The sequence below is a fragment of the Litoreibacter albidus genome (genome assembly GCF_900107015.1).
Lineage (GTDB): Bacteria > Pseudomonadota > Alphaproteobacteria > Rhodobacterales > Rhodobacteraceae > Litoreibacter > Litoreibacter albidus.
Map to the genome: position 1 here is coordinate 111,521 of NZ_FNOI01000003.1, position 23,756 is coordinate 135,276.

Genomic DNA, 23,756 nt, shown 5'->3' on the forward strand with positions numbered 1-23,756 from the left:
TCCTGCTCCCCTACTGCACGCGCTTGATGCTGCGTTCGATGTTAAGCTTGTAGCGACCGGCCCCGCGCCAACGATCGCGCACCAGAGCCTCCACCGCTTTCAACCGTGCATTGGCAAGTTTGTTGCTTTCGTCGCGCAGGATGTAGCTGAGGCGCAGCACCGACGGCGTCGATTTGATCCGCGCGATCAGCCCCTCCACACCCTTCTCCAAGGCAGGCGACGGTTCCGATGTTGCCCCCACGAAGGCCTCACGGGTCAGGTCGATATCGACCACATTGGACAGCGCCGCGCCGAAGTTCAGCTTGGCGAATTTACCGGCCGTCACACGGATCACCCGCGGGTTCTCTGTGGTGACACGGTAGCCCGTGGGCAAGGTCCGCGTGTCCAGCTTCAGCGTGAAATTAGAGCCGATATCTTTCGGCAACTCCGCACACGGCACGTGGTAACGACCATGCGCGTCGGTGGTGATTAGCTGGCCTTTGACTGTCGCAAGACGCACGCCAGCCAAACCGGGCTCGCCCTGATCTTGGTAGCCGTTCTGGTTTTTATCGTCGAAGACCTTGCCGATGATGTCGGAGCAATCGAAGACGTGCTCCGGCTCCACGCGCACCGTGGCGGTGGCAACGTTCGAGATCGGGTTCCCCGCCGCATTGGCCAAGAAGCCACGGTTGGTCAGCTCGCCGTAAGACCCGTTCGCCACCACCCGCGCCGACAAGGTCAGCGTGATGGTTTGCGCCGGCGCCACCGTCAGGCCCGGCCATTCCAGCCGCAGCCCCGTTGCATTGGGTTCAACCAACGCGCCGTCTACGCGCGCCGTGTTCGGGGTATAGAGCATCCCCGCCGGCAACACGTCGACCAGAGTGGCATTCGTGACCGTCGACGGCGTGTTGTTGGTGAAGGTCAGCGAGAAGTTCACCGCCTCACCAAAGACCGCCGCGTCACGGTCAGCCACTTTGGTCGCCTGAAGATCAGGCGTGCCCGCGCAGTTTTCCATCGGAATGTTGTTGTTCAAAATGAACGGGTCGCCCGCCTCCAGCACGAAGCTCAGGTAGAACGGGTTCGCCCCAGCGGTGAAGTCCGCAAGGCGGTCCGTCGCGCCGAACTCGGACGAGCCGATGGACGCAGGGTTCGCAGGCAGCAACGACGTGGCATCCAAGGCCGGATTGGCCAAGCGGCTGGTCGAGGCAACACCCGACGCCGGATAGGTCGGCGTGATTGTGTATGTCCCTGCGCGCGTTGCGAAGAACTGGAACTCACCGTCCGTGCCGTCTTTGACAATGGTGATGAAGTTGCTGGTACCCACGCCTGTTTGCGTGCCCGCCGGCCCCGTCACAGAGACCGAGCCGCCCGACAGAATGCGCCCGTCGTCCTGACAGTAGAAGTAGCCCGTCGGGTCATAGTCATCCGCATCGGCTACGCCGTCGCCGTCACGGTCAGCGGTGGAGGATTCCAACGTGTCCGGCACGCCATCCCCGTCACTATCCGTCACGCTCACACCTGCGCTGGCGTCTTGCGGCGCTGTCAGCAGGTCAGTGGTCAAATTCGCCACGTTGAGACCGGGAACGCCTGCACCTTCGGTGCTGTAGATCACGTCGATCTCGACGGTCCCCGTCTCACCCGGTGCCAATGTCGGTGTGCCGCTCAGTGTCGTGCTGGTGCCTGCCCCGTCATAGGCCGCATTTGCGCCACCGTCGGTGAAGCCATTGGCCCGCACGGTGATGCCGAAGGGCGCATCGCGCAAGACCTCGGCAGAGCCTTCGAACCCGCTTAGATCATCAACAATCTGGTAGCTGGATTGCGTCACGTTGCCAGTGTTCGTCGCGGTCAGCGTGAAGGTCACCTGATACACCATCGGGAACAGGTTAACCGGCACCGACGCCACTTTGGTGAAGTCGTTTGACGGCGCGGCCTCAATCACCGCGACGGTTGGATCGTCCACATCGTTGCCGTCGTTCGGGTCATCATCGCGCGACACGTCGCTCAGCGCATCCCCAGTCGGCGTATTGGCCGTTGCGGTTACGGTGACAGAGTTGCTCACTCCGCCCGCGTCGACGTCCTCTTGGGTCAGGATGTAGGTCACCGCATAGGTCGCAACTTCCGTCGGAAGCAGCGTGCCCTCGGCAGAGTCCAATGTCGCATTGCTGAATGTGAGGCTGGTTGGTGTCAGCGCCACATCATCCGCACGGCGCAGGTTTTCTGCCAAGGCGACGTTGCTCACGCTTACGTTGCCCGTGTTCGTGACCTCAATCGCGAACTCGACCAGACCACCCGCGAAGGGCTCATCCGCCGACACGAGCCGTTTCACCACGTCGATGGCAGGGGCTGCAGGGATCACAACCACGGTCGGGTCTTGGTCCACATCGCCGTCAAACGGGTCGTTATCTGCCGATATGTCAGACACCACTTCATCGTCAGGCCCCGTGCCCGCCACCGTCGCGGTGTTGGATATGCCGCCCGCGTCGATGTCGTCTTGGGTCAACGTGTAGGTCGCGTTCCAGATCACTTGCGTGCCAGCGCCAATAAAGGTGCCGTCGCCCACTGGGGTTGGCCCCGAAGTCAGCGCCAATGTGGCACCGTCTGCGCGGGTCAACTGGTCGGTAATTGTCACCTCGTCGATATCGACGTTACCGGTGTTGGCCGCCGTGATGCGGAACACCACGTCCTCGCCCGCAAGCGCCCCAGCGGAGACAACCTCTTTGGTGACCACAAGGCGTGGCTCCGACGTGATGGAGACCACGGTTTTGTCGTCCTCAGTGTTGCCGTCACCATCATTGCCGTTGTCGGATGTGTCATTCACTGCGACATCATCCGGCCCGACAGCCGCCGCGACCACCGAGTTTGAGACGCCTTGTGCGTTCAAATCGGCCTGCGTCAACGTGTAGGTCGCGGTGTAGACCCACGTCTCGTCCACGTCCAGGCGGCCATCGCCGTCGGTGTCACTTGTCGCGTCCAGCGCCAGAGGATTATCCAAGGTGACCACACGCCCGTTCAGGTTGCGGGTCATGGTGTCGGTCAGCGCCACGTCGTCTAGGGTGACGTTGCCCGTGTTCTCCACGCGCACCGTGTAGCTGATCACATCGTCCACCTCGACACCGGTGAAATTCGCCACCTTCGTGGCCTCCAGCGCAGGTGCGCGCGTCGGGCCGTCGGTGGTGATGGTGGCAGTCGCGTCCGCGTCATTGCCGAGTTGGTCCTTGGCCGTCACGTTCACCGTGTTGCTCAGGCTCCCCGCGTCGACCATCTCCTGCGTGACCTCGAGCGTGAAGGTGCAACTGTCATCCGTCGTGCCGACATCAAGCCGCGCAATTTCGCAGGCGGGGCCGTCGTCAAGGCTGTCGTCCACAGCGACGTTGAACAAGGTCACATTGCCGTCGTTCTTCACATCAAAGGTGTAGGTGACCGATGTGCCCACCGCGCCGAATGGCGACACATTGGCCGACTTCACGACCGACATCAGCGGGTTTGGCGTAGGTGTGACCGTTGTTTCTGTGGCGGTCTCGCTTAGCTCCGTACCCAATGGCGTTAGCGCCTTAACGGTGGCCGTGTTTTCCACTTTTCCAGCGTCCACGTCATCTTGGCTGATGGTGTAGGTCGCCTCGCACTCAAGGCTCTCGCCCCGCAGCAATTCTGGCGTGCTACAGCTCAACGTCGGGAAGAAGTCGACATCCGTCACGCTGACCGTTTTCAGCGTTTGGTTGCCCGTGTTGGTGACGGTGAACGTATAGGTCACATCCGTGCCAGCCGGACCGGACGGGTTCGGCGCAGCCACCTTGGTGAAGGACAATTCAGGTGTCAGGTCAGCATCGACCGTCACACTCATCGGTGCGGAGCTCAACGGCGTGTCGTTTTCACCAAACAACGTCTGCGCATATGCCTCATTGGTCACTTCACCCGCATCCAGATCAACTTGCGTGGCACGATATGTGCCCTCACAGGTCAACGTCTCGCCGGGGCGGAAGTCTGGGTCATTCGCCGGATCAGCGTCAGGGTCAAAGCAGACAATCTCACCGATACGGTCGTCGTATACCGTTACCACAGAGGCGAACGCCCGTGTCCCCGCGTTGAAAACGCTGAAGGTATATTTGATCGGGTCGCCGACTTCGCTAAACGTCGCGCCGTCTTCTGCGACTTTGGTGATCTCCAGCAGCGGTGTTGCCGCGTCGGGGATGGTTTCAGTCACGGTCGGGCTGATCGTCGCCCCGTCGGACGCGCTGGCGCGGTTGGTGACCTGCCCGATGTCCACGTCCTCTGCCGTCACCTCATATTCCGCTTCACAGATGTAGGTGCCTTCCGGCGCGATACCCTCGGCCGGGAACGGTGTCGGACAGACAACTGTGTCGATCAGGTTGTCTGTCACAGTGATCGGGTCAAAGATTGTCACGTTGCCCGTATTGGTCACCGTGTAGGTGTAAGTGATCTTCGCGGTAGTGAAGAAGTCTTCTGGACGCACCTCCTCCGCTTCCTTCAGCAGCTCCATTTTAGGCGTCTGGATCGCCGGTACATTCAGAGTGGCTTCGGGGCTGGTGGTCGCGCCGCTGGTCGCAGTGGCAGAGTTGTTCACGCCGCCCGCATCCACGTCCGATTGCAACACCGTGTAGTCACCAAAGCAGCTTACGCTGGCCATAGGGGCCACTGGGGGCGCCGGACAGGTGATCGTGCCGCCCGCATCGGTGATCAGCGCATCAGTGATGGTGATCGTATCCGTCAGCGTCACATTGGAGTCGTTGGTGACCACGAACTCATAGCGCAGCACATGGCCGTCCTCGGTGAAGCTCTCGTCTTCACCGTCAACCAGCTTCTTCACCAAGCTGATTTTGCGGTCCTCAGGGATAACAAGAACGGTCGGGTCATTGCCCGTGTCCCCTGCCCCCGTGTCACCGTCATCCGACGTGTCGGTTACCGGTACCCCGTTCAACGGAGTGCCGCTCACGGCCGCAGAGTTGCTGATCCCGCCCGCATCAATGTCGTCTTGCTTTAGCGTGTAGCGGCCCGTGTATGTCGCCACTTCACCCGGCAGCAGTGTTCCCACGGCAGAGCCCTTGTCAGCCCCCGCAAAAACCAATGCCGCATCCAGTGCCAACACCGTGTTCGCATCGTCGTTACGGGTCAGCGTGTCCACGACGTTTACCGAATTCAACGTCACGTTGCCGTCATTGCTGACCGTGATCGCGAAGGTCACAACCCCGTCCACTGCAACCGTGTTGGAGGTGATCGTTTTCACCGAAGAAATCGCAGGCGTCACGTCAATGTCGAACGGCGTCGGGCTGTCATCCCCGCCGGGCAACCCGTTGCCGGACCGGTCCTGCACAGGCGTATTATCAGGGGCCGCAGTCGTCACAAGTACGGTGTTGTCGATCCCGCCCGCGTCAACGTCGGCCTGCTCCAGCCTGTAGGTTGCAAGATATGTCCACGTCTCCCCGACATCCAAAGTGGCGGCCGGTGCGTTATTCCCGCTGGTCAATTGGGGCTGCGTCGTCAGTGACAGCGCCGCGCCGCCGTTGCGGGTCAGGTCGTCGTCCAACGTCGGCGCATCCAGCGTCACGTTGCCTGCGTTGCGCACGTCGATCTGGAAGGTGACCAGGTCGCCCGCCGCGCTGCCTTCGCTCGACAGCACGGTTTTCTCGACCACGATGGCCGCGGTGGTGGCTTCAACCGGCACATTGACCGTCGTGCTGTCCGTCGGCGCTGTGGTGCCTGCGGGGCTTGTGGTCGACACGCTCGCGGTGTTCGACAGCACTTGTTTCGCGTCCACATCGGCTTGGGTCACGGTGTAGCGTGCGGTGAACTCCACCGCGTCGCCCGGTGCCAAGCTGTCCCAAACGCCGTTTGCCGCCGCATCTGTGGAGTTGCCCGCGATGCCCGCGTCAACAACCTGCACATCGCCCGCAATCGTCAGCGCGCTGCTGCCGCCCGCACTTGCGTGCGTGTCAGACACGGTGACATCGGTAAGTGTCACATTGCCCGTGTTGGTCACGCGGTATGTATATACGATTTCGTCGTCGACCTTCGCGTCCGCCGTGATGGACGGCGTTTTCGTCAGGCTCACACCAGGCGTCCGCGTGGCGTTGATCGTCACGCTGGACGCTTGCGGTGTGGGGTCGGCAGGCGTCGGGGCCGGAACCGGCGATTCATCATTCTCGACGCTGGCCGTGTTGGTGATGCTGCCCGCATCCACGTCTGCCTGCGTGACGATGTAGTCACGGGTACAGGACACAAAGGCTTGCGGCGCAAGACCGCCCGCAGGGATGGTGCCACATGCGAACGGGTCGGCTTGGATTGCCGTGTCAGTCACAAAGGGCTGCGTGAAGAGTGTCACGTTACCCGTGTTGGCCACCGTGAAGGTGTAGGTGATCGTCTCCCCTGCGGTGGTGAAACCGGTGACATTCGCGGATTTGTTGAACGACAAGCTTGGCTCTGCTGGCGGCCCAACCACCAACACGTCGCCTTGGCCCGTGGTCGGGCCAGCGCCTGCGCGCGGTGTGCCGGTGGCCGTTGCGGTATTCGTGAAGGACCCCGCGTCCACCTCGGGCTGCTGCACGGTGATCGTGAAGACACAGGAGTTATCGCTCTTGCCCGGTGCCAAGGTGCCAACGTCGCAGGTGCCGCTGATCAGGTCGTCGGTCACTTCGATGTTGTCGACAGTGATGTTGCCGGTGTTTTCCACCTCGATCACAAACGTCACCACTTGCCCCGGTTGGGTGTAGGCCGGATCGGTGCCGTTGATTGGCTCCGGCGAGATGCGCTTGGTCACGGTCAACTCGTCATTGGGCATATCTACGGCCAGCACGTTCAACGCGTCGGCGGTCTTGATGTCCCCGTTCGGTGCCGCACCGCGCACCGACGCAGTGTTGCGCACCTCTTGGTTGTCGATCATCGCTTGGGTCACCGTGACAGTGCCCGTACAGATCAGCGGGTCCCCATTGGGGTCAAGGTCGGCGCTGGTCACAGAGTTTGCCCCCTGCGTACAGGCCAGCGACGGGATCAAAGGGTCAGATATGCTGGCCCCAAGGATGGTTTGATTGCCGGAGGCCGTGGCCGTCAGCGTATAAGTTAGCGTGTCGCCAGCGGAGGCCGCCGTTGCGGGCGAGACCTCTTTGGTCAGCGCCACCAGCGCCTCTACGTCACCGTCGACCTTCAAGGTCTGCGGCTCGGACTGCACAGGATCGCCGCCGAACTCGGTCAGCGCGGAGGCGACGTTGGTCACAGACCCACGGTCAAGGTCTTCTTGGGTCACTGTGTAGGTTTGCGTACAAATCGCGATCTCTGCAGGCTCAAGCTCCAACCGCGAGAACACGCCGCCCGACGGATCAACACACGGGATGGCGACACCTGGGAATTTGTCGTCCGTTATCGTTCCGGGCGAGGAGAGATCAACGTTACCGGTGTTTGTCACCTCGTAGACGTAATTGATTGTGTCACCCACCGCGGCGAATGTCACGCCGGACGCTGGCTCCGTCCGCTTCAGAACTGAAACAGCTGGACTGGCGTCCAATGGATATTTGGTGCTCGACGACGCGGACACAATCGGGCCGCCGTCCGGCAATGTGCCTCTGGCGGTTGCGACGTTCACCGCAGAGCCAAGGTCAATGTCATTTGCGGTAACCGTGTAAGTCGCTCCCACACAGGTGTAGCTCTCGGTTGGCTCCAGCACCGCTGGAACCGCCGCAGCACCCGACGCGCCCACACAGGTATAAGGCCCCAGCTTCGGGTCGTTAATCAACGTCGCCGCATCAATCGCAATTGACACGTTGCCATCATTGGTGACCTCAAACTCGTAGCTCAGCTCTTGGTTCTCGAAGAACCCTTCGTTGCCGACCGGCCCCGTTGCAGACAGGAACCTTTTTTCAACGACTAGCAGCGGGTTACGCAGCGCGGGCACCGTCACGCTGTCGGTGTTCGACACTGTCGTGGCATTCGCCAGATCCGGCCCGATATAGGCCTGCGCAATGTTGGTGACTTCGCCGTCGTTCACGTCTCCTTGCGTGGTGGTATATGGTTGCTCGCAGGTCGCAACTTCGGTGGGCGCAAGATCCACAACGCTACACACCAAGTCGGTGCCAAAACGGTCATCGTTTACGGTGATGTCGTCGGTGATCGTCGTGTTGCCGGAGTTGGTCACGAGGTACTCGTAGGTCAACGTCTCATCCTTCGCAGCGAAGCTCGCCGCAGAGGTGCTTTTCAGGCGTTTGTCCAACGTCAACGCAAAGTTCTGATCCGAATTGATGGTCAAAATGGCGTCGGGCGACGTGATCGTACCAGCCGTCGAACTGGTCGTGGCGCTGGCGGTGTTGGTGATAAAACCCCTGTCGATGTCGGCTTGCACGATGTCATAGGTCGCGGTGCAGTTCACGACGTCGTTCGGGGCCAAACCGCCCGCTGGCAATGCATCACAAATAACCGTCGACAGCTTGTCGTCACTCACCGACACCGCGTTCGGCAAGGTCACATTGCCATTGTTGGTTACCGCATAGTTATAGGTGATCGTCTGCCCGACTGTGTCGAAGTTCCCCACCAGATCGCTGGTTTTCGCAACAACCAAGGAACGGGTTTGCACAGGGCTGTCCAGTTCCACCACGGCATTCCCGCTCGCGGTTGTGCCCTTCTTGGAGGTGCCGCTGGCGGTGGCGGTGTTGGTCAATGACCCACGGTCCACGTCGGATTGCTGGATGGTGTAAGTGCCTGTCATCGGAACCGCCGCGCCGCCGCCCACAGGCTCGCAGGTCAGCGCCGTCGCACCGGGTGCAAGGGTTGGCACGACGCAGTTCAAGCCGATCAAAGTGTCGGTAACGGCGATGTTTTCCAACGTCACGTTGCCCGCGTTGGTCACCGAAATCGTGAAGCCTTCCGTCGTGCCCGGCAGGCCGAAGTTGCCGGAATCGTCGTCCTCGCTTTTGCTGACGGTCAGCTTGGCGTTTTCAATCGGGCCGTTCACTGTCTCTTGCGGGTTCAGCGTCAGAGGAGTGCCGTCGGCCCCCGTCCCTGTCACCGTTGCGGTGTTGGTCACGCTGCCTTGGTCCACGTCGTCTTGCGTCACGGGGAACGTGAATTCGCACGATGTGTCCACTTCGCCCGGCTCTAGCGTGCCGATGCTGGTGCAGGTTTGGCCGCGGTCAGACACTTCGACACCCGCGATACGTACGTTGCCGTTGTTGGTGACCGTAAAGCGATAAGTGACGGAATCTGTGGCCACGGTATAGCCGGACAGCGCGTCTTTTACGGCGGTGAAGCTGGCGTTGCGTGCAGGGCCTGGGACCGTCAAACCAGATGTCTTCGGGTCCGCGCCAGCGCCGGAGGCCGTCGCGAGGTTCACCACCTCGCCCGCGTCAATGTCGTCTTGGGTGATGACATGGGTGAACGTACACGCGCTGCTCGACACACCTGGTGCCAGCGACGGGATGTTACAGCTATACGCGCCGTCCAGAATATCGGTTACGGTCAGGTTGGTGAGCGTTTGCAGCCCGTCGTTGGTGACCTCGATGGCATAGATGATTTCCTGCCCCACGGCCGTGAAGGACGTGCGGTTGGCAGTCTTGTCAACGCTCAGCAGCCTGTCAGTCGGTTGAACTGCGCGCGTCGCGGTGGAGCTGCTGGTAAGCGTCAATTGGCTGCCCGAGGCCGAAGACCCCGTGACACTGGCGGTGTTCAACACCGTGCCAAGGTCTACGTCCGCTTGGGTCACATTATATGCGCCCGTACAGGTCGTGGACTCGGTCGGGGCCAAGCTGGTCACAGGGCAGCTGATCGCGCTGATCAAATCATCGGTCACCACGAAAGATCTGATGGTGACATTGCCCGTATTCTCCACATCAAACGTGTAGTTCAGCGTCTCATTCACGGCTGTGAAGGCGGCTGGGCCGGATTTTGTGAAGGTAAACAGGAAATTTTCGTCAATCGGTGTCTTGGCTGTCGATGCCTTTGACGTAACCGTTTGCACGCCGGAGCCGTCATTGAACGGGAAAGATGCCGTTGCGGTGTTCACCACTTCGCCCGCGTCAATCTCTGCCTGCGTCAGCGTGTATGTCGCGGTACAATCGAAGCTCCCCCCCGGAACAATCGCGAAGGGTGCGTTCAAAACAAGTGGCTGGGCAGAGCAGTCTACCGCCCCGACCTTCGGGTCGTTGATCGTGATCGGGTTCGACGACCTCAACAATTGCGCCGTGCCGGTGTTTTGCACAGTGAACGTATAGGTTACCGAGGTCGTGCCCGCTGGGATCGGGCTTGGGGACGCGGATTTGGTCAGCGTCACCTCTGGGGTGTCGCTATTCGATACCGTCGCCCCGTCGCTTGGCGAGGTCACGCCGTCACCACTGGCCGTGGCGTCATTAACAACCAGACCCGATGTCAAATCCTGCGCCGTCAATGTGTAATCGCGCGAACAACTTTGCGGCGCGTCCGTCACAAGCAACGGCCCCGCGATACATTCGAACGGTGCGCCAAGTTTGCTGTCCGTAATGGTAATCGGGCCCGCGTTGTCCACGTTGCCGTCGTTCGTGACCGTAAACGTGTAGGTGATCGTGGATCCCACGCTGAAGCTTGGCGTCGGCGCGCCTGCGGATTTCTCCAGCAGCAGCGACGGGTTCTGGACGGCCGGAACAGTCAGCGTCTGCTCATCGCTCTCAATTGCGACGGCGTCACCACGCGGCGTGCCGGATGCGGTGGCCTTGTTCGTCACGCCGCCGTCGTTCACATCCGATTGCAGCGTCTCATAGGTCGCGGTGCAGGTCATCGACGTCATCGGCGCGATCTCGGTCGCGGGGCAACTTACGGTCGTTTTGTCATCCACCACGCCCACGGCATCCAAGGTCACATTGCCCGTGTTGGTCAGCACATATTCATAGCTCAGCGTCTCGCCACCCGCGTCAAAGCTCGCGGGGCTGGCAGCCGCCAGACGTTTCACCATAGTCAGACCCGTGGTGCGCGTCGCGTTGACCGTTGCGGTAGAGGTCTCCGACAAGGGCACGCCCGCGACAGTGATCGCGGCGGTGGCCGTGTTGTCGATCTTGCCCGCGTCAATATCGGGCTGGGTCACGGCGGTTTCTGCGGTACAGGTGATCAACTGGTTCGGCGCAACGGGGCCTGTTGGGCAGGTAACCGGAATGCCAAGGCTGTCGGTAATCGTCGGCGCAGAGGCGAAGGTCACATTGCCCGTGTTGCGCACATCAAATGCGTATTGGACGATATCGCCCACGCTGTCGTAGCTCGCCGTCAACGCGCGTTTGTTAATGGTCAGCGACGGGTTCGCCGCTGGGCCGTCCAGCAGCACGAAGGACGGCGCACTCACCACACCACCCGTAGCCGCATCGGCGGTAACTTCCGCATCGTTGCGCAGCTGCGTGCCCGCCGCGAAATTGTCCACATCGCTTTGCAACACGGTGTAATTGCCGCTGCACTGGTAGGTGGCGTCCGGCAGCATCGTGGCGACGGTGCACGACAGGCTCGGGATTTTCGGGTCCGTGACTTTGACATCCGTCAGCGTCACATTGCCGGTGTTCTCCACATCAAACGTATAGGGCACAGTGGTGCCCGCCGCACCAAACGCGGACAGGGTCGTGCTTTTCACCAACGTGATGGCCGGGACGGCTGCCGGACCTGTCACAGTGGCCGTGTCAGTGACGTCACCCAGAACACCCGATTCCGGCGTACCCGAGGCAGTCCCGATGTTCACCACCTGCTCGGCCTCAATGTCAGCTTGCTCAATGGTGTATGTCCCGCGGCAGATCGTCTGGAACGGTTGCGGCGCCCCCGACGGGCTGTCTGGAATATTGTTGTCGTCGCAGGTGACACTGCCCCCTTGCGCCGAAATCTTGTCATCCGACACCCCGACATTCGAAATCGGCACGGAGCCGATGTTCTTCAACACGAACTCATAGGAGATGACGTCGCCGACTTCGGTGTAAGTCGTAGGCGACGCGGTTTTCTCGATCGTCATCCCCGGCGCGACGGTCTTGATGTCTTGGTTACCCAAGCTGGGGCCGCGCTGGAAATCCCAGTAGTTGTCGTTGGGGTCTCTATCGAAAACTTGAATCGTGGTCTGCCCCGTGGGGCCCGTGTCCAGCAGGGAGTTCATCAAACCGGGATCGGTGGAGGCGAACCAGCCGGTGTTGAAGGTGTTGTTGCCAAAGCCCGTGGCAAAGCCAAAGCTGGATGTGCCGGTGTCATCGGTGCGCTCTGTCGTGAACCCCGACCAGCTGCCCACGTCATAGCCGTTCAACCGCAGCGTGATGTCGTTATTATCAAAGCCACCCGGTTGGGTGTCGCCATCATACGCGGAGAAGCGAATATCAACACGCGCCAAGTCGCCGCCGAAATAGTCGCGGCAGCTCGAATATCCGCAATCCAGCGGGATAGGATCATTCACAGTAAACGGGTTGCCGCCAAGCTCTGGCCGGTTGGGGCTGTTGTTGAACCCCTTGAAAGCATTCGCGGGGTCGGAGAACTGGTAGTAGATGTTCCCGTTCACACCGGTCATGACGATCGCCACCCCCCCCGCCTCGGGGTAGCCCACAGGCAAGGTGATCGACGTTCCAGGAACCGTGGTCGTGAAGGTCGTGGCCTCAACCGGTGCCGCGCCCCCGAAGAGCCCTGCCCAAATGGCCGACGTTGCTACAAGTGCTTTCACCGTGGCAAAACGATTGGTCCTGGTCGTCATGAAGTATCCCCGTATCACATAGAGATGCAGTCGCCGAAACAGACGCTGCTTAGAAAATTGAGATGTCATTTACGGCAGGGTTGTCCCTGCTCGCGGTCTTTGGGGTAATAAACCTGCCTCAAGCCTCACGACGCATCACGAGACTGTTAACACTCTGTCAAATGAGTCGCGGATGCTCAATGCGAAACGGTTAAAAACGGTGGGGAATTTTTTTCATTATGGGCCAGAATTAGAAAATAATTCCCTCGCAATTCTATATCTAGTCGTCTACGGCCCCGATTCCGGCAAATACGGTGACCCCATAGTTGCCCCGAATCCTCGGTCATAATTCCGCCACATTCCCGACACCCCTGCGCCGCAAACCGGTGGTGACTTGTTTAGGTAACGAGCATAAAACCTATAAAAGGAGGTCACAAAATGACCTATGAAGCCCCTGCCCCAACCCCGCGCCCAGAGCCGCAGGAAACCAAGTCGCCACGCCCCACACCGCCCGCCGGTTTTTCGGATTGGGCCAGCCTCTAAAATACGTTTTAAGTGGCGTGCAGTTCGACTACTCATGAGGCCATGACCGACCCCGTCTCCTCTATCCGCCATCTCGGCCCCGCCTATGAGGCAAGCCTTGCAGCTGTTGGCATCACCTCCGCTCAAGCGCTGCGCGCTATTGGTCCGGACGCCGCTTATGCCAAGCTTCTAGCCAACGGCCAACGCCCCCATTTCATCGCCTACTACGCGCTTGTTATGGCGCTGCAAGGGCGCCCGTGGAACGATTGCAAAGGCGCGGAGAAAGACAAGCTGCGCGTCACATTCGATTTGTTAAAAAAACGAAACGAAAACACCGACGCTCATTTTTGGGAAGCCACACTTGATGCAATTGGCACCGGAAAACGCCGTTAACTCTGCCAAATTATTAAAGAATTAAATCGCAGGATTTTTGGCCCTGATCGCAGCACCCGAAATCAATCACAAAACCTTCCCTTACGTCACGCAATACGTGCGCACAAAAAAGCCCGCGCCGAATGTCTTCGCCGCAGGCCTAAATCGTTTAAAGGCGGTTTAGCCGACCAGTTCGAGACCGGAGAAGAAGAACGCGATTTCTTCTGCTGCTGTTTCTGGCGCGTCGGAACCGTGTACGGAGTTTTCGCCGATGGACAGCGCGAACTCTTTACGGATGGTGCCTTCTGCGGCGTCAGCTGGGTTTGTTGCGCCCATAACTTCGCGGTTCTTAGCAATCGCGTCTTCGCCTTCCAGAACCTGAACAACGATCGGCTCGGAGATCATGAACTCGCACAATTCGCCAAAGAAAGGACGCTCGGAGTGCACACCGTAGAACTGCTGTGCTTGTGCCAGTGTCAGCTGGATGCGCTTGGATGCGACGATGCGCAGGCCAGCTTCTTCGAACTTGGCGGCGATCTTGCCGGTCAGGTTGCGCTTGGTGGCGTCTGGTTTGATGATGGAGAAGGTGCGTTGGATAGCCATGATGCTGGTCCTTGAACTAGAGTGAATTTGGGGCGCACCTAGCATGGTGCTCTGCTTATGAAAAGCGCCCAATTGACACCCCTGCCCGCATAGGCGACACGCTTGGGCATGTTAAGTATCTCAGAACTCCGCTACGCCGTCGAAGGTCGCTCTCTTTTTGAGGGGGCATCGGCCAATATTCCCACTGGCCACAAGGTTGGCCTTGTGGGCCGCAACGGCACGGGGAAAACCACCCTGTTCAAGCTGATCCGCAGCGAGTTGGCGCTGGAAAGCGGCACCATCACCATGCCCGACCGCGCCCGTATCGGCGGCATCGCGCAGGAGGTTCCGTCGAACGAAGTCTCTTTGCTGAACACGGTATTGGCGGCGGACAAGGAACGCGCCAGCCTGATGGCGGAAGCGGACACCGCCACCGACCCGAACCGCATCGCGGAAATCCAGACCCGTCTGGCCGACATCAGCGCGTGGTCCGCCGAGGCGCGCGCCTCCTCCATCCTCGTGGGTCTTGGTTTCACCACCGCTGAAACACACCAGCCCTGCTCCGACTTCTCGGGCGGCTGGCGGATGCGCGTGGCGCTTGCGGCGGTGTTGTTCGCGGAACCCGACCTGCTGCTTCTCGATGAGCCGACCAACTACCTCGACCTTGAGGGCGCTTTGTGGCTGGAGCACTACCTGACCCGCTACCCGCATACGGTCATTATCATTTCGCACGACCGCGAATTGCTCAACCGCTCCGTCAACGGCATCCTGCACCTCGAAGACAAGCAGCTGACGTTCTATTCCGGCAACTACGACCAGTTCGCCCGTCAACGCGCCGCCCGCCGCGCGGTGCAAGCCGCCGCCGCCAAAAAGCAAGACTTGCAACGCGCGCACCTGCAATCCTTCGTGGACCGTTTCAAGGCCAAGGCCTCCAAAGCCAAGCAGGCCCAATCCCGCGTCAAAATGCTGGAGAAGATGGAAACCATCACCGCGCCCGAAGATGCGGCCCGCGTTGTCTTCACCTTCCCAGAGCCGGAAGAGCTGTCCCCGCCCATTATCAGCACCGAAAGCGCATCTGTCGGCTACGACGGCACGGCGATTCTGAGCAACCTGAACCTGCGCATCGACCAAGACGACCGCATCGCCCTTCTGGGGCGCAACGGTGAAGGGAAATCCACCCTTTCCAAGATGTTATCGGGCCGCCTTGAAGTTATGGGGGGCCGCATGTCGACCTCCAGCAAGCTGCGCATCGGCTTCTTTGCCCAGCACCAAGTCGACGAGCTATTCGTGGACGAGACACCGCTGGAACACCTGATCCGCGAACGCGCCCATGAAGGTCAAGCCAAGCTGCGCGCCCGTCTGGCCAGCTTCGGCCTTGGTCCCGATCAAGCCGATACCGAAGTGGGGCGTCTGTCGGGTGGGCAAAAGGCCCGCCTGTCCCTGCTGCTCGCCACCCTGCCCGCGCCGCATCTGCTGATCCTCGATGAGCCGACAAACCACCTTGATATCGAGAGCCGCGAGGCCTTGGTCCAAGCGCTGACCGCCTACTCCGGCGCAGTCATTCTGGTGTCGCACGACATGCACCTGCTGTCGCTTGTCGCGGACCGCTTGTGGCTGGTCAAAGATGGTCGCGTGAACCCATACGACGGCGATTTGCCCAGCTACCGCAAGCTGCTGCTGGCCCCGCCGGACAAGCCGCAAAAGGAAAAGCCCAAGGCCAAAGTCGCGTCCCGCGACGACATCCTTGCCATGCGCTCCGAGGTTCGCAAATGCGAGGCCCGCGTTGTCAAATTGACAGAGATGCAGGACGAGCTGGCCAAACGCCTTGGCGACCCCAAGGTCTATGAGGACCACATGGCCGACAAACGTGCGGTCTGGCAAAAGAAGTATTCCGAGGTCATGGACGCCATGGACCGCGCCGAATCCATGTGGGTAAAGGCGCAAGAAAAGCTAGAAAAAGCAGAGCGTTAAAGCATGGAACTCAGCTTCGCCATTACCGCGTTTGTCACGTTGTTTGTTATCATCGACCCGATCGGCCTCGCGCCGCTCTTCGTCGCGCTGACATCGGGGCTGAATTTCAACCAACGCTTGCGGATCGCCGTCCGGTCCTGCCTCACGGCCTTTGGCATCCTCACCCTCTTCGGCCTTGCGGGCGAAGCCTTGCTGGAATTCATCGGCATCTCCATGGCCGCCTTCCGGATTTCCGGCGGCGTTTTACTGTTCGTGACCGCCCTCGACATGTTGTTCGAGCGCCGCACGCAGCGCCGCGAGGATCAGGCCGATGGCCCGCTGGACGATGATCCATCTGTGTTCCCGCTGGCCACGCCGCTTATCGCTGGCCCAGGTGCCTTGGCAACGATGATCCTGCTGACCGGCACGCCGGGCAGCGATTGGGCCTTCGTCGCCGCCGTCCACGGTGTGATGTTTGGCGTGTTGGCGCTCGTCTTCGGGATGTTCCTGATGGCTGGCCTTATGGAGCGCGTGATTGGCGCCACAGGCATCAAAGTGATCACCCGCCTGATGGGCATGTTATTGGCCGCGCTGTCGGTGCAGTTCGTGCTGGATGGCTTGCGCGAATTCGGGGTGGTGGCAGGCGGATAACCCTGTCCCTATATATGCATCATGGATACTGAAGACACAGGCCGCCTCATCTACCTCGTACTCTTGGGATCAGTGATCGCAGGGTATTTCCTGATCTCCAACCGTGCGCGCATGGGCGAAGTCGCCCGCCAAGCCGCGCTATGGGGGTTCATCTTTGTCGGCGTCATCGTCGCCTACGGGCTGTGGAGCGACGTGTCGAAAACCGTCCTCCCCCGTCAAAGCGCGTTTGAAAACGGCCGCATCGAGGTCCCCGTGCGCACCGATGGGCATTTCCACCTCACGCTTCACGTGGGCGATGTGCCGGTTGAGTTCATCGTTGACACAGGCGCGAGCAGCGTCGTGCTGACACAACGCGACGCGGAGCGCGTGGGCATCGACACCGACGCGCTGATCTTCGGGGGCCGCGCCAGCACCGCCAACGGCGAAGTGCGCACCGCGCGTGTGACCCTAGAGAATGTACGTCTTGGGGAATTGGACGAAGGCCGCCTGCGCGCCTTCGTGAATGAGGGCGATCTCGACAGCTCGCTCCTCGGCATGTCTTACCTGCGCCGCTTCGGCCGTGTGGAGATCACGCCGGACGCTTTGGTTCTGGAACGCTAACTCTCGCCGCTTTCGGCTTTCTTTTCCCAACGTCCGGTTTCTTGTGACCAATATTGGGCCGCGCACCCCGCCGTGGTTAACGCTTTCCACTGGGTGCGCGCGCGGGCCACGGCGTCCCCGTCGTTGCCGTCAAACAAGATCATCGTCCTGTCCGACGCGCCGACTTCCTCTGGCGATATATCCGCCCCGTCCAGACTAACCAAACAGGTCGCCCCGTTTGGCACCGCGTCCACATCCGTCAGCAAAATAGGCTGATCCGCGTCATGCGGACCACCCGAACGTCCATGCGCTAGGAAGCCTGCGGCCTCCCATAGCTTGAGGTCCAGATGATCCAATCGCGCAACGTCGCGGCCCCGCACCGCCACACGCCACCCCGCCCCGCGCGCCTTGCCCAACAGCATGGGCAAGGTCACATCAACAGGCTGCGTGGTCATGTGATAGAAAAAGGCCGCGCCCATGGTTATTCGCCCTCGAAGTTGTCCATGATCAGACGGTTAAGCGCCCGCACGCCCCAGCCCGTCGCCCCTTTGGGCGCAAAGTCAGAGTCCGTTTTCAAAGAGGCCACGCCAGCGATATCCAAGTGGATCCAAGGCGTTTCAGGCTTCACAAAGCGCTGCAAGAACTGCGCCGCCGTGATGGAGCCCGCAGGGCGTCCGCCCACGTTCTTCATATCCGCAATGCGCGACTTCAACTGGTCGTCATACGCCTTGCCCATAGGCATGCGCCACGCGCCCTCTTCCTCCAGATTGGCGGATTTCAGGAACGCATTCGACAGCGCGTCATTGTTGGAAAACACGCCCGCGTTCTCATGGCCCAAGCCGATGATGATAGCCCCCGTCAACGTCGCAAGGTTGATCATGCCCAACGGCTCGAACCGCTCTTGCGCGTACCAGAGCACATCCGCCAGCACCAAACGGCCCTCGGCGTCGGTGTTGATCACCTCGATGGTGTCCCCCTTCATGGAGGTCACTACATCCCCCGGGCGCACTGCGTTGCCGGATGGCATGTTCTCAACCAAGCCCACTAGCCCCACGACATTGGCCTTGGCCTTGCGCATCGCCAGCGCCTTCATAACGCCAGCCACAACGCCCGCGCCGCCCATGTCCATGGTCATGTCCTCCATGCCACCCGCAGGCTTCAGGGAGATACCGCCCGTGTCAAAGACCACGCCCTTACCCACAAAGGCGAACGGCTTCTCGCCCTCGGTGCCTCCGTTCCATTCCATGACAACAACCTTGGACGGGCTGTCGGAGCCTTGGCCCACGCACAACAGCGAGCCCATGCCCAGCTTCTCCAGCTCGGCCTCTTCCAAGACCTCAACCTTCAGGCCCAGTTTTTCCAAGTCCGACAACTGCTTGGCGAACTCTGTTGTGGTCAGCACGTTGGCAGGCATGTTCACCAGATCGCGGGTGAAGAACACACCTTCGGCCAGCGCGTCCAAGCCGTTGAAGGCCTCTTTCACGTCGTCAGGCGCGTTGACCATCAGCCCGATGCCCTCATGCGCCGTGGCCTCTGCGGTCTTCTGATCGGTGTATTCATAGCCGCGCAGCAACGCGCCGTAGGCCAGTTCATGCGCGCGGCGCAGGTTGCCGCACAGCGCCGTCACCTTTGATTTCCCGCCGACTTTGATCAACGCCGCCCCCGCCTTGCGGGCCTCGCTCGCCGACGGGCGGCGGGCCAGCTTCACGATGATCACCGCCTCGGCGGGGATGTTCACGGGGAAGGACAGCACCAATGTGTCGCCGTCTTCAAGTTTCTCGAACGCCTCGCTGTTCACCGCCCGCGCGATGGAGCCGCGCGTCAGGCGATTCACCCGTTTGGCGGTCGTGTCCAAAGTGCCGGCAGGCGGGACGAAAATGGCCAGCCGCCCCTCCAAATCCTTGATGGCGTCAATGTCTGTGGCGGCGAAGTCTACGGGGATCAAAGCTGTCATGGGTCTGCCTGTGTTGAAGGGTTTCCCCATTGCTAGCGCGGGCGCACGGCAATGACCAGAACCCCCCTGTTCCGCCCCCAGATTTTGCGCTAAAAAGCCGATCAACAACTAGGGAGGACAGGGTTTGGCGCGATTCGACAGATACATGCTGTCGCAGCTGTTGGTCCTGTTCGGCTTCTTCTCACTGGTTTTAGTGTCGGTTTACTGGGTAAACCGCGCCATCGGGCTGTTTGACCAGCTAATCAGCGACGGCCAGTCCGCTTTGGTGTTTTTGGAATTCACCCTGCTGACCCTGCCCTACGTTATCCTGATCGTTTTGCCGATTTCCGCCTTCGTCGCCGCCGTATACGTGACAAACCGCCTAAGCGCAGATTCGGAAATGGTTGTGCTGAACACCGCTGGCGCATCGGCGCTCAGGATCGGGCGTCCGGTAATATTCTTCGGGCTGATCGTGGCCTTGCTGGTCGCGGTGCTTGCGCATTTTCTGGTACCAGCCGCCCGCTCTGAGCTGGCTGGGCGCAGTCAGGAAATATCCAAAGACATCACCGCGCAATTCCTCAAGGAAGGCCAGTTTTTGCACCCGACGGGCGAAATCTCCGTCTATATCCGCAACATCACCGATCTGGGTGAGTTGGAGGAGCTGTTCTTGGAGGACAGCCGCGACCCAGAGGCCGTGGTGACCTACACCGCGAAAAGCGCCTTTCTGGTGCGCGGCGACACGGGGCCGAGACTGGTGATGCGCGACGGCTTGGCGCAAACCTTCCGCCCCGACACGGGCCGCCTAAGTACGGTGGCCTTCGCAGATTTCGCCTATGACATTGGCGCCCTGATCAAATCAGGCGGCACACGCAACCGCGACCTGCGCGAACTGTCGACGCCCGTTCTCCTCAGCCCCACCGCTGAAGATCTGGCCTCCGCCAGCGGCGAGCTTGCCGACTTCTTGTTCGAGGCCCACGACCGCTTCGCCAAATCCCTGCTGGCCATCATCGTGCCGCTCATGGGCTTTGCGACATTGATGCTGGGCGGGTTTTCGCGCTTCGGGGTGTGGCGTCAGGTGGTGATCGCCGTGGTGCTTATCATTCTGGTACAACTGGTCTCCAACGTCGCCGAGGAAGCCGCCCGCAAGGATGCGGCCCTGTTCTGGCTGGCGTATTCAGGGCCATTTGTCGGTGCCCTTATCGCCACGGCGCTGCTCTACTCCACCTCCATGCGGCGATTACGTGGGCGCACGCCCAAGGGGATACCCGCATGAGGCTTGATCTCTATTTTGCCCGCCGGTTTGTGTGGTCTTTCACGTTGGTCTTCGGCGTGTTCTTCGGCATCGTGTTGCTGATTGATCTGGTCGAGCAGATGCGCCGCTTCGACAATGAGCAAGTCGGCGTGATGGAGGCCGGGCAGCTGGCGCTGCTCAACGCCCCCGACACCATGTACCGCATGCTGCCCTTGTTGGTGGTGCTGGCGACGATCACCATGTTCCTCGGACTGGCCCGCACGTCAGAGCTGGTGGTGACACGCGCCTCCGGACGATCCGCCTTGCGGTCCTTGGCAGCCCCCGTGCTGACGGCGCTACTGTTTGGCGCACTTGGCGTGGCGGTGCTGAACCCGATTGTCGCCGCAACTTCTAAAAAGTTCGAAGTTGTCTCTAGTAAATACGCCAACACCGGCGGCTCCGTCTCCTCGGTCTCCGAGGAAGGACTGTGGCTGCGCCAAGCCAGCGCAGGCGGCCAAGTGGTAATCCGCGCCGCCCGCTCCAATCTGGACGGCACGCGGTTCTTTGGCGTTACCTTCTACGGCTTCAACGTCACCGGCACCCTGAAATACCGTGTTGAGGCGGCAGAGGCCCTGTTGGAGCCGGGCACATGGGTGCTCTCCAAGGCCAAGCGCTGGACCTTTGCGGATCTGGAAAACCCCGAAAGCGGCGCGGTGCTGCACCCCAAGCTGGAGATCCCGTCCGACCTGACCCGTGACCAAATCCGAGACAGCTTCGGCAACCCGTCGTCTATCTCCATTTGGGAATTGCCGAAATTCATCCGCCAGTTGGACCGCGCAGGATTCTCCGCGCTTCAACACCGCGTTTGGCTGCATATGGAGCTGGCGAACCCTGTTTTGCTGGCCGCGATGGTCCTGATCGGGGCTGGCTTCACCATGCGCCACACCCGTTTCGGGCGCACGGGGTTGATGGTCCTCTTTGCCGTGCTCATGGGCTTTGGCATATTCTTTTTGCGAAATTTCGCTCAGGTGCTTGGCCAGAACGGGCAAATACCGGTATTGGTCGCAGCATGGGCCCCGCCGCTTGCGGGCATATTCATGTCGTTGGGTCTATTGTTGCATACGGAGGACGGCTGACATGCGTGCGGCCCTGTTTGGTCTACTACTGGCTGCAAGCGCTGCGGCCCCCAGCTTCGGGCAGCAGCAAGCCACAGACACCGCAAGTCTGGTGGCCGACAACGTCGTCTTTGCAAACGGCACCCAAGAACTCCGTGCATCCGGCAATGTAGAGGTGCTGCAAGACGGCGTGCGCCTGCGCGCGCAATCCATCACCTATAACGGCACGACAGACACGCTGGTCGTCACCGGCCCGATCTACATTATCGACGACAGCGACACGCTGGTCGCGGCCGAGTTTGCCGAACTCTCCGGCGATTTGCAGTCCGGCGTGCTGAAAAGCGCGCGCGTCGTCTACGCCCGCCAGTTGCAACTTGCCGCCGCCGAAGTCCGGCGCACCGAAGGGCGCTACACCCAATTCTACAAAACCGTCGCCTCTAGCTGCTACATCTGCGAAAGCAATCCGACGCCGCTGTGGGAAATCCGCTCCAAACGCGTCGTCCACGACGCCAAAGAACGCCAGATCTACTTCGACGAGGCCTCCCTGCGCGTGCTCGGCGTCCCCGTATTCTACACCCCCTACCTGCGCCTGCCCGACCCTACAGTAAAACGCGCCAGCGGTTTTCTGGTGCCGGAGGTCCGCTCCAACGGGGATCTGGGCGTCGGTGTGCGCACACCGTATTTCTTCACCTTGGGCGACCACGCGGACCTGACCTTGACCCCGTGGCTCACCAGCAAGGGCGCCAAAACGTTGGAGGCCCGCTACCGCCAGAAATTCTCCAGAGGGGAGATTGAGCTGAACGGCGCGGTCACCGATGACAACCTGACCAACATCAACACCCGCAGCTACCTGTTCGCGGACGGCACCTTCGCCGTCGGTCGCGGCTTCACCGGCAAGTTCGATGTGGAGGTCGTCTCCGACCCCGGCTACCTGCTGCTCTACGGCTACTCCGACAAAGACATCCTCGATAGCGCCATCTCCGTGGACCGTGCGCAGCGCGACGAATACATCGGCGCGGAGTTGATCCACTACAAATCCCTGCGCGATCAGGACGACAACCGCACCCTGCCAACCATCGTTGGCGACGCAACTTATATCCGCCGCTTCACGCCCTCCATGATCGGCGGCATCGCGACATTGACCGCGCAAGCCCACGGCCACTACCGCCGCGCCGACAACGACGCCACCAACACAGGGCTGGCACGCGACGTGGTCCGCCTGACCACCTCAGCGGAATGGCGCAGGGACTGGGTTTGGAAAAACGGCATGATGTTCGCCGCCGAAGGCGCGGTGTTCGTTGACGGCTACAAAATTCGCCAACCCAGCGTCACGCCGACACGCACCTTCGATGACACCGTAGAGGTCACCCCCTACGCCATGCTGGAATGGCGCTGGCCGATGCTGCGGCAAGGCGTCTTAGCCAATCACCTGCTGGAACCCGTCGTGCAGCTGGTCATGGCGAAAAACAGCGTCAGCGGCGAGGTCGATAACGAGGACAGCCTGCTTGCGGAGTTCGATGAGGCCAACATCTTCGAATTCTCCCGCGCCCCCGGCGCTGACGCCCGCGAGCAAGGCAACCGCATCAACCTTGGCGTGACCTACACCCGCGAAAGCCATTCCGACTGGAAGCTGGGCCTCACGGTGGGCCGCATTTTGCGCAGGGACGATCTGGGCCAGTTCTCCGCCTCCACGGGGCTAAGCGGATCGAAGTCCGACTGGCTTGTCGCGGCGCAACTTAAAGTCGGTGACAACTTCGATCTGATCAACCGCGCCGTGTTCGACGATCAATTCTCCTTTGCGCGCAATGAAATGCGTATGGGCTGGACCACAGATACCTTCCAGCTGGCCTCCACCTTCGCGTGGCTTGAGGCCGACCCGACCGAGGACCGGTTAACAGACACGTCAGAACTGGCCTTTGAAGGTGCCTACCGCGTGTCGCGGCACTGGACCTTATCCAGTGAGCTGCGCTATGATTTTGTGAATGATCGCACCACTGAGGCAGGCCTTGGCGTGAGCTACCAGAACGAATGCGCGAAAATGGACCTTTCGGTCTCGCGCCGCTTCACGACTTCGACTAGTGTGTCGGCAACGACAGACATCAATCTGTCAGTCCAACTTGCGGGCTTCGGCGCGCGGGGGATCGGCGGGGCCAGCTTCGCCAGACAGTGCAACGGATAAGAACAGAGCAGAAT

The 23,756-nt window shown here is 60.7% G+C and carries 11 protein-coding genes; 7 read left to right on the plus strand and 4 right to left on the minus strand.

All coding sequences use genetic code 11. The features are described 5' to 3' along the window. Nucleotides 1-10: 10 nt before the first annotated feature. Nucleotides 11-12,649, minus strand: coding sequence for a DUF7507 domain-containing protein (locus BLW66_RS09015; RefSeq protein ID WP_170833444.1), 12,639 nt, complete (start codon nt 12,647-12,649; stop codon nt 11-13). 564 nt (nt 12,650-13,213) lie between these two features. On the opposite strand from BLW66_RS09015, the gene BLW66_RS09020 reads away from it, so the two are divergent. Then, complete coding sequence (locus tag BLW66_RS09020; RefSeq protein ID WP_089946821.1) at nt 13,214-13,543, plus strand: TfoX/Sxy family DNA transformation protein; 330 nt, start codon at nt 13,214-13,216, stop codon at nt 13,541-13,543. A gap of 159 nt (nt 13,544-13,702) precedes the next feature. Here BLW66_RS09020 and ndk read toward each other — a convergent pair whose 3' ends face one another. Beyond that, nucleotides 13,703-14,125, minus strand: coding sequence for a nucleoside-diphosphate kinase (ndk, locus tag BLW66_RS09025; protein ID WP_089946822.1), 423 nt, complete (start codon nt 14,123-14,125; stop codon nt 13,703-13,705). A gap of 108 nt (nt 14,126-14,233) precedes the next feature. Here ndk and abc-f point away from each other — a divergent pair, with 108 nt between their 5' ends. From abc-f to BLW66_RS09040, 3 genes are read left to right on the plus strand one after another with little or no spacing between them, the layout of a single operon-like run. Then, entirely contained in the window at nt 14,234-16,075 is a 1,842-nt protein-coding gene (gene abc-f / locus BLW66_RS09030; RefSeq protein ID WP_089946823.1) for a ribosomal protection-like ABC-F family protein, read from the plus strand. Nucleotides 16,076-16,078: 3 nt separating this feature from the next. Next, the gene (locus BLW66_RS09035) at nt 16,079-16,705 is read left to right on the plus strand and encodes a MarC family protein (protein ID WP_089946824.1); all 627 of its coding nucleotides are present in this window, start codon (nt 16,079-16,081) and stop codon (nt 16,703-16,705) included. A 21-nt stretch (nt 16,706-16,726) separates the two neighbouring features. Then, on the plus strand, nt 16,727-17,305 hold the full coding sequence (locus BLW66_RS09040) for a retropepsin-like aspartic protease family protein (protein WP_089946825.1): 579 nt from the start codon (nt 16,727-16,729) through the stop codon (nt 17,303-17,305). Here BLW66_RS09040 and BLW66_RS09045 read toward each other — a convergent pair. Together BLW66_RS09045 and BLW66_RS09050 are read right to left on the minus strand one after the other, a co-directional pair. Continuing rightward, a complete protein-coding gene (locus BLW66_RS09045) occupies nt 17,302-17,763 on the minus strand; it encodes a DNA polymerase III subunit chi (protein ID WP_089946826.1) in 462 nt (153 codons plus the stop codon). The genes BLW66_RS09040 and BLW66_RS09045 overlap by 4 nt on opposite strands. Nucleotides 17,764-17,765: 2 nt before the next feature. Beyond that, on the minus strand, nt 17,766-19,238 hold the full coding sequence (locus tag BLW66_RS09050) for a leucyl aminopeptidase (RefSeq protein ID WP_089946827.1): 1,473 nt from the start codon (nt 19,236-19,238) through the stop codon (nt 17,766-17,768). 124 nt (nt 19,239-19,362) lie between these two features. Between BLW66_RS09050 and lptF the strand changes: the two genes are divergently transcribed. Genes lptF through BLW66_RS09065 form a run of 3 tightly spaced genes read left to right on the plus strand, consistent with a single transcriptional unit; the run spans nt 19,363 to nt 23,742 of the window. Beyond that, on the plus strand, nt 19,363-20,490 hold the full coding sequence (lptF, locus tag BLW66_RS09055) for an LPS export ABC transporter permease LptF (protein ID WP_089946828.1): 1,128 nt from the start codon (nt 19,363-19,365) through the stop codon (nt 20,488-20,490). Continuing rightward, nucleotides 20,487-21,584 carry an LPS export ABC transporter permease LptG gene (gene lptG / locus BLW66_RS09060; RefSeq protein ID WP_089946829.1) on the plus strand — a complete coding sequence of 366 codons (1,098 nt, stop codon included), beginning with the start codon at nt 20,487-20,489 and terminating at the stop codon, nt 21,582-21,584. Before lptF ends, lptG begins: the two co-directional genes overlap by 4 nt. A 1-nt stretch (nt 21,585) precedes the next feature. Then, a complete protein-coding gene (locus BLW66_RS09065; RefSeq protein ID WP_089946830.1) occupies nt 21,586-23,742 on the plus strand; it encodes an LPS-assembly protein LptD in 2,157 nt (718 codons plus the stop codon). The last annotated feature ends 14 nt before the right edge of the window (nt 23,743-23,756 follow it).

Bases quoted from the DNA above. Each gene is read 5' to 3' on its own strand.
- BLW66_RS09015 (WP_170833444.1), bottom strand. From the start codon at position 12,649: ATGACGACCAGGACCAATCGTTTTGCCACGGTGAAAGCACTTGTAGCA.
- BLW66_RS09020 (WP_089946821.1), top strand. From the start codon at position 13,214: ATGACCGACCCCGTCTCCTCTATCCGCCATCTCGGCCCCGCCTATGAG.
- ndk (WP_089946822.1), bottom strand. From the start codon at position 14,125: ATGGCTATCCAACGCACCTTCTCCATCATCAAACCAGACGCCACCAAG.
- abc-f (WP_089946823.1), top strand. From the start codon at position 14,234: ATGTTAAGTATCTCAGAACTCCGCTACGCCGTCGAAGGTCGCTCTCTT.
- BLW66_RS09035 (WP_089946824.1), top strand. From the start codon at position 16,079: ATGGAACTCAGCTTCGCCATTACCGCGTTTGTCACGTTGTTTGTTATC.
- BLW66_RS09040 (WP_089946825.1), top strand. From the start codon at position 16,727: ATGGATACTGAAGACACAGGCCGCCTCATCTACCTCGTACTCTTGGGA.
- BLW66_RS09045 (WP_089946826.1), bottom strand. From the start codon at position 17,763: ATGGGCGCGGCCTTTTTCTATCACATGACCACGCAGCCTGTTGATGTG.
- BLW66_RS09050 (WP_089946827.1), bottom strand. From the start codon at position 19,238: ATGACAGCTTTGATCCCCGTAGACTTCGCCGCCACAGACATTGACGCC.
- lptG (WP_089946829.1), top strand. From the start codon at position 20,487: ATGAGGCTTGATCTCTATTTTGCCCGCCGGTTTGTGTGGTCTTTCACG.
- BLW66_RS09065 (WP_089946830.1), top strand. From the start codon at position 21,586: ATGCGTGCGGCCCTGTTTGGTCTACTACTGGCTGCAAGCGCTGCGGCC.